Consider the following 4,842-nt stretch of genomic DNA (forward strand, 5'->3'; position numbering starts at 1 on the left):
TTTATACTGTTAAACCTAGAAATATCACCTAAAGTTCTACAGTAGAATGTGGATAAAACCCCGCTTTTTTCTGAAAATAAAATCCAAAGAAAATAGCACCTTAAACGATTTTTCAGGTCAGTAAAGTAAGTTAGAGGGAACCTGAGTGGTTACTAATAATGAATAGAAAATGTAGTTTTTCATTATGAGCTCCTCGATAAAGTTTTTATCAGATGTGACCGCTTTAATTTTCAGCTAATTAAATTATCGATAAACGGTGTTAGTAGTTGCAGAACTCCTATAAACATTGGTTGTTGCTTTTATAAATTTGCCGAAATTCGTAAATTAAAGGTATGCAAGACAGAAAGGATTATACCGAAAAACTCTTTACTAGCTTCCAATTATCGAGCCGGATTCCAAGAGGAAATCTGTACCCAGACACAAAGGAATTGTATGGTAAGACTGGCAATCCATCATTCGACCCGGTAGTCCATGGATTATCAGAAAACGGTAGAATGATCGTAATTCAAATTGTTGATTCGCATATACGGGTATAATTACGTAGGTTTATTTCTAGCATCTACTTAGGGGGCTACGCTTCAGTATTTTGCATCTTTTTCAACTAATCATTCTCATGGGTAAAGAAAAAAAACTTTGGATCGCATTCATTCTAGTAACCACCATTTCCTTCGCTGTTTTAGGTTATTACGGTTATGAAATCTACCAAAAAGCTCCACCATTACCTGGAAGGGTGATTACCACCGATGGCAAGGTTATTTTTGAAGGGCAGGATATCAAAGATGGACAAAACGTATGGCAAAGTATAGGAGGTCAGGAAGTGGGTTCTGTTTGGGGCCATGGGGCATATCTTGCGCCAGATTGGACAGCAGATTGGCTCCACAGAGAGTAACTCTTTATTCTAAACCAATGGGCTAAAAGGGAATATAGGCAATCTTACGAATCTTTGAGCAGCGAAAATCAGGCTGGCCTTGAACGAAGGCTGCAGCTGGAACTTCGTAAAAACACCTATAATCCAGCCGATGGTACCCTCATCATTTCAGCAGTGAGGGCCGAAGCGATAGAGTACCTGAATAATTATTATACTGGTTTGTTCATGGAAAATCCTGAACTTGATGAGTTAAGGACTCATTATGCTATTCCAAAATATTCAATAAAAGATAAGAACAGAATGCGCCAGATGAGCGGATTTTTTTTCTGGGCCACATGGGCCTGTGTTACAGAACGACCTGGTAGTGATGTAACTTACACCAATAATTGGCCGGCAGAAGATCTGGTCGGCAACAAACCCACCGGAGATCTTCTGATATGGACCGGGGTAAGTATTACATTACTTCTGGTTGGAATAGGATTAATGATCTTTTATCACGCCAGATTGAAAGAGGAAGAAGAACCCGAAATGCCTGTAGAAGACCCCTTGATGCGCCAAACCGTTACGCCTTCCATGTTGGCCATCAAAAAATATTTGTGGATCGTAAATATTCTGATTTTAATCCAAGTTACCGCGGGTGTGATTACTGCCCATTATGGTGTTGAGGGAGATGCTTTTTATGGGTTTGACCTTGCCTCTGTTCTGCCGTACTCGGTTTCAAGAACCTGGCATGTACAGTTGGGAATTCTATGGATTGCAACAGCATGGCTCGCAACTGGGCTCTATATCGTGCCTTCAATTGCAGGTAAGGATCCCAAGTTTCAAAAACTGGGCGTAAACATCCTATTTATCTGTATCCTCATTATTGTCTTTGGTTCTATGGCAGGACAATGGATGGGAATAATGCAAAAACTGGGACTGGAAACTAACTTTTGGTTTGGCCATCAAGGCTATGAATACGTAGATCTGGGAAGGTTTTGGCAGACTTTCTTATTGGTAGGCCTGTTTTTGTGGTTGTCGTTGATGATACGCCCGCTAATACCGGTTATAAGAAAAAAAACTTCAGAAAAAAGCTTATTGATTATGTTGTTGGTTGCTTCCGGAGCTATTGCGTTATTTTATGGTGCCGGATTAATGTGGGGTAGGCAAACTAACCTTGCCATTGCGGAATATTGGAGATGGTGGGTGGTGCATCTTTGGGTAGAAGGTTTCTTTGAAGTTTTTGCTACTGTGGTTTCCGCATTTCTCTTTGTGCGGTTAGGGCTCTTACGTACTAAAACCGCAACCTTAAGCGTGCTGCTGTCAACGGTAATCTTCCTTTCCGGAGGTATTTTAGGAACCTTCCATCACCTGTATTTTACCGGAACGCCAACTGCCATAATAGCTATCGGCGCCACATTTAGCGCGCTGGAAGTAGTTCCCTTAGTTTTGATTGGATATGAAGCATATGAAAATTATCGATTAAGCAAGGCCACGAAGTGGCTGAAGGATTATAAATGGCCCATTTATTGTCTGGTGGCAGTGGCCTTCTGGAACTTCTTTGGCGCAGGTATACTGGGATTCGTTATCAATCCACCCATTGCCTTATATTACATCCAAGGTCTCAATACCACCGCAGCGCACGCCCACGGCGCCCTTTTCGGTGTTTATGGAATGCTCGGGATGGGATTGATGCTGTTTACACTGAGGAGTTTGTACAGGGAGCAAATCTGGAATGATAAACTAATAGGGTTTTCCTTTTGGGCAATAAATATTGGATTAATGCTAATGTTAGTACTCAGTTTATTACCGATGGGAATCTTGCAAGCCATAGCCAGCGTAAACAAAGGAATGTGGTATGCAAGATCAGCAGAATTTGCACAACAACCTGGAATGAGTATTATTAAATGGTTACGTGTAATTGGAGACACCATCTTTGCTGTTGGATTGTTTGCCTTTGTATGGTTCGTTTTCTCCTTGGATAGCAAAAGGCGTAATTCTGAACATAATTGAATGGCGCAAGATGCTTAATGCCAATTAATATCATTATAATATAATAACAAATAGACATTATGATGAGTACAATTTGAAAAAGTGATTCCCAAGTGAAACACCTTTAAGATGATAAAGTTAATTATTACGACTCGGGGGTACTAGCCGTTTTTTGTTCACCTCAATGATAAACTTTTAAGTGGAATTGCAATAGTCTACTAGAGTTTTTTTGTTGTCAGATTATTTTTTTGAGAAGTATTATTTTAGATTTCATTGAATTAATTATTATGCTGCCTTTTTCTTATTTATCAAAGCCTTTTCAAATTCCAGAGGTGTTAAAAAACCAAGTGTTGAATGGCTCCTTTTCCTGTTGTACCATACCTGTATATGTCCGAAAATTGCTAAGCTTGCCTGTTTTCTAGTTTTGAATATTTCCTGGTATACCATTTCTGTTTTCATTGTGTCAGGTAGGTAGGGGGCATTTCTGCCCCTTTCCCCCTTAAGAACCGGACTTGCACCTTTCAGCACATCCGGCTCGGGCAATTATCTAGTCATTTTTGTTCAAAATAACCGGCAGTTTATACACAAAACTTGTTTCGAACCCCGTTCTATGGCATCTGTAATGAATAATACAGAGATTTTTAATATGATAATCCCCACCTTTTAACCTGCTGGTCAATAGATGAACTATCCATTTATGCCTCATCTTAATCAGTTCACCATAACAAGCGCTTCTTTAGAAGCGAGAGAACTGTTTTTATACCTGTTTTACTGTTCATTAGTTTTGCAGAGCGTCTTACTTCAAAGTATTCATCATACTGTTTAGAAAATACGTTTGCCTCACCTCTGATCTTAATGTGGCGAATGATAGATATATCTGAGCTTTTAATTAAGGATCGCTCCACAATGGCCTTTTTACTCTTATCATTAACACTAAAACGATAACTCCTAAGTTTCTTTGTAGTAAAGTATTTCCTAAGAGGCCATCTACTTCCTTTTTTAGGATGCCTTCTTTTTGCCCAACTCCAAAGTTTTAACCAGATTTCATGGTCAACTTTATCGAACCTGGATTTAGCTACAATTGACCGGTGGTAGTTTGCCCATCCTTTGATAATTGGGTTGAGGATTCCGATGAGTGACAATTGGTCCATTGATCCACTTTTACTAATCTTCGTCCTCACTTTCTTCAGGAATGTTTTCACATTATCTTTCGATGGTTTGATCAGGAGTTTTTCCCTGCCCTTGCCTGATGGATATTTGCGAATGTTTTGACCGAGAAAATCAAACCCCTCATTAATATGAGTAATTTTTTTTTTCCTCTGAAAGCTGCAGCCCTCTATCGTTTAGGAATTCTTCCAATAATAGCTTTATCTTTTCTTCTAGTATCTCCCTTGTCTTTGCCGTTATAATAAGGTCATCCGCATAGTGAAGTTGCTACATTTGACTAGAGGGATTTAGTTGTCAGATTTAACTAGAAACTTTTAAATTTGACAATATGAGCAAACGAACGTATGATGATTCCTTTAGAAAGATGGCTGTTGATCTATCTCACACTCGGGGATCGGTAAAAGAGGTTGCGGACGAACTTGGGATAAACGATAGCCTTTTGAGCAAATGGAGGCAACGGGACTCAGAGTCTAAACAGATCCCTGTTGCCATAACGGAAGACCAGAGATTGATCAAAAAGCTTCAAAAGGAACTTAAGGATGCCCAAATGGAACGCGATATATTAAAAAAGGCGGTCGGCATCTTTTCCAAGGGAGATGGGAGATATTCGGATTTATAAAAGAGCACCGAAGAGTATTTCCGGTTAAAAAGATGTGCAGGGTATTTCTGGTAAGCAACAGTGGTTTTTATTACTGGCTAAAGCATCCGCAGGGAAAACGGTTGGCCGAGCAGAATGCTGTACTGGCAGAAATCCGGAAAGCTCACCAAGATAGCAAAGATCGTTACGGTAGCCCACGGATTACTGTTGAGCTGATAAAGAAGGGGATCCAGGTTTC

The 4,842-nt window shown here is 39.8% G+C and carries 6 protein-coding genes and 1 pseudogene; 5 read left to right on the top strand and 2 right to left on the bottom strand.

Annotated features, from left to right (window positions below):
* Positions 1-332 precede the first annotated feature (332 nt).
* The 3 genes and pseudogenes from AAKU52_RS17060 to AAKU52_RS17070 all read left to right on the top strand — a co-directional run bounded on the left by AAKU52_RS17060 (position 333) and on the right by AAKU52_RS17070 (position 2,860).
* On the top strand, positions 333-536 hold the full coding sequence (locus tag AAKU52_RS17060) for a hypothetical protein (RefSeq protein WP_354335782.1): 204 nt from the start codon (positions 333-335) through the stop codon (positions 534-536).
* 77 nt (positions 537-613) lie between these two features.
* A pseudogene (locus AAKU52_RS17575) lies at positions 614-1,252 on the top strand (nitric-oxide reductase large subunit); the annotation flags it as partial.
* A gap of 69 nt (positions 1,253-1,321) precedes the next feature.
* On the top strand, positions 1,322-2,860 hold the full coding sequence (locus AAKU52_RS17070; RefSeq protein ID WP_502931037.1) for a cbb3-type cytochrome c oxidase subunit I: 1,539 nt from the start codon (positions 1,322-1,324) through the stop codon (positions 2,858-2,860).
* Between the two features lie 264 nt (positions 2,861-3,124).
* Here AAKU52_RS17070 and AAKU52_RS17075 read toward each other — a convergent pair whose 3' ends face one another.
* Together AAKU52_RS17075 and AAKU52_RS17080 are read right to left on the bottom strand one after the other, a co-directional pair.
* Complete coding sequence (locus AAKU52_RS17075; protein WP_354335789.1) at positions 3,125-3,382, bottom strand: IS3 family transposase; 258 nt, start codon at positions 3,380-3,382, stop codon at positions 3,125-3,127.
* Positions 3,383-3,555: 173 nt separating this feature from the next.
* Positions 3,556-4,041 carry a group II intron maturase-specific domain-containing protein gene (locus tag AAKU52_RS17080; RefSeq protein ID WP_354335791.1) on the bottom strand — a complete coding sequence of 162 codons (486 nt, stop codon included), beginning with the start codon at positions 4,039-4,041 and terminating at the stop codon, positions 3,556-3,558.
* A 293-nt stretch (positions 4,042-4,334) separates the two neighbouring features.
* Here AAKU52_RS17080 and AAKU52_RS17085 point away from each other — a divergent pair, with 293 nt between their 5' ends.
* Both AAKU52_RS17085 and AAKU52_RS17090 read left to right on the top strand, forming a co-directional pair.
* On the top strand, positions 4,335-4,625 hold the full coding sequence (locus AAKU52_RS17085) for a transposase (protein WP_354335793.1): 291 nt from the start codon (positions 4,335-4,337) through the stop codon (positions 4,623-4,625).
* Positions 4,626-4,657: 32 nt separating this feature from the next.
* The coding region (locus AAKU52_RS17090; protein ID WP_354335796.1) for an IS3 family transposase at positions 4,658-4,842 on the top strand (185 nt) is incomplete at its 3' end.

The sequence above is a fragment of the Pedobacter sp. CG_S7 genome (assembly GCF_040544395.1).
GTDB lineage: Bacteria > Bacteroidota > Bacteroidia > Sphingobacteriales > Sphingobacteriaceae > Pedobacter.